The organism is Frankia sp. CcWB3 (genome assembly GCF_977927595.1).
The window spans coordinates 1,571-3,282 of sequence record NZ_CDWRCK010000383.1; the positions used below are offsets into that span (position 1 = coordinate 1,571).

Here is a 1,712-nt window from a genome sequence, read left to right on the forward strand (position 1 = left end):
CCAGGGCAGGGAGATGCAATGACGGTTTGTTCGCCGTTCGACCAGACCGCGGCGATCGCGGACGCTGAGATCTACCGCGGCGAGTCCACCCGTCCCGACCGCGCCACCACCTGCGGCTCAGACCGGCGGATCGGGGTGCTGACCCCGTCGTCCTATGCCCTCGCCCACCCGGGGGAGCGTTCGCATGCCCACTCGGAGTGTCTCCTGGAATGCGGCCCCGACACCGTGCTCCGGGTCCGGGTGCGCTACCTGCAGCTGACGGCCCGTTCCGTGGATCGTGGCCCCGGGGATGGGGGCCGGTTTCCACCGGGCGGCTGGCCCGCGGGAGATGCCGAGCCCCGCGGCTGGGACGAGTTCATCCCGCGCCAGGTCGACGATGTGGTGACGGTCACGGACCTGTTGGCGGCGCCTCCCGGCAGCGCGGTACCGACCGCCGCGGGGCCGCGGCGGAACTGGCTGCCCCGCCTGAGCGCGCCACGGCCGAATCCATGGGAGCTGGCCGGTCCGGCGAGCGGTGGCGTCTCGGCGGGACTCGGACCACCCCACACCATCCGGTTCAGCGCCCCCGCCGGTCGGCGGGTGGAAACCGTGAGCGGCCACGGCGAGGCGGAACCGACCCGCATCACCTGGGACAGCTGGGCCGTGCAGGGAGAGCTGCGGTTGAGCGCCGGACTGCAGACCTGGGCACACCAGGCCGGGGGAACCGGAGCACATCGCCTGGTCCGGCTCCGGGCGGAACTGGTGAACACCTCGGGCTGGCATCTTCCGGCCGAGGAAGCGATGGATCACGTCTCCCTCGAGGCGCGCCGCCGACGGCACCGGGAACAGGCGATGCGGCACTCCCTGATCGGCGCGCACCTGCTCCTCGCGACGACCGAGGGCCGATTCGTGTCCCTGGCCTCTCCCCCGACCCGGGCCAGCGAATTCGCGAAGAACTGCGTCAACGACGGCCTCTGGCCCGCGCTCGTGGCCACCACGGACGGCCATGACACCGTGCTCGTCGCGCCGATCGTCCTTCCCGATCATCCACGGCCGGCTCCGGTGGACCACGACGGCGGCAGCTGACCGCCGGCCCGCCATCGGCCTCGGCCGATGAGCCGAGGCCGGTCGTCAGCAGCAACAGCAGCGGGAACAGCGAGCGGAACCTACGCGCCGGGAGGATGTCAACATTGTTGATTATCTTGGATCGGACGCGGTGGTCACGTTTCTACGGCGCGTAGAATCTGCTGGGTGCGACTACAGGCGAGGCTGTCCGCGAGACGGCGTACGGCAGTCCCGAGTAGGAGCGGCACCCGGTTCGCCAACCCCACCGGTGCCGCCCGCGCCACCGGTGGTACGGGCGGCACGGGGCCAACCGGCCTCGCCGCGGCGATCAGCCTGGTTGTGGCGCTTGGCCTCGTCGCGGCGCTCGTCCCGGCGGTCCTGCTCGGACTGGCCACCCCCGCATCGGCGCATTCACGCCTGGTCACCAGCACCCCGGTGGCGGACAGCACTCTCACCGCCCCGCCACATGAGATCATCCTGATGTTCAACGAGCCAGTGTCCCCGCGCTACACGAACGTCGCCGTCACAGCGGCCGACGGCGCCAGCGTGACCGCCGGTGCCACCCGCGTCGAGGGCGGCAGCGTCCACCAGGACCTCACCGCTCTCCGCGACGGTCGCTACACGGTGGCCTATCGGGTCGTGTCCGAGGACGGTCATCCGGTCGGCGG

The 1,712-nt window shown here is 71.6% G+C and carries 2 protein-coding genes; both read left to right on the forward strand.

Annotation, left to right across the window (positions count from 1 at the left end; all coding sequences use genetic code 11):
* The first annotated feature begins 18 nt into the window (after positions 1-18).
* Positions 19-1,065 (forward strand): hypothetical protein, encoded by a 1,047-nt coding sequence (locus tag ACY5KJ_RS19430; RefSeq protein WP_462204042.1) that lies wholly within the window; start codon positions 19-21, stop codon positions 1,063-1,065.
* A gap of 165 nt (positions 1,066-1,230) precedes the next feature.
* Positions 1,231-1,712 (forward strand): copper resistance CopC family protein (locus ACY5KJ_RS19435; protein ID WP_462204043.1); only part of this gene is annotated, 482 nt, incomplete at its 3' end.

Bases quoted from the DNA above. Each gene is read 5' to 3' on its own strand.
- ACY5KJ_RS19430 (WP_462204042.1), top strand. From the start codon at position 19: ATGACGGTTTGTTCGCCGTTCGACCAGACCGCGGCGATCGCGGACGCT.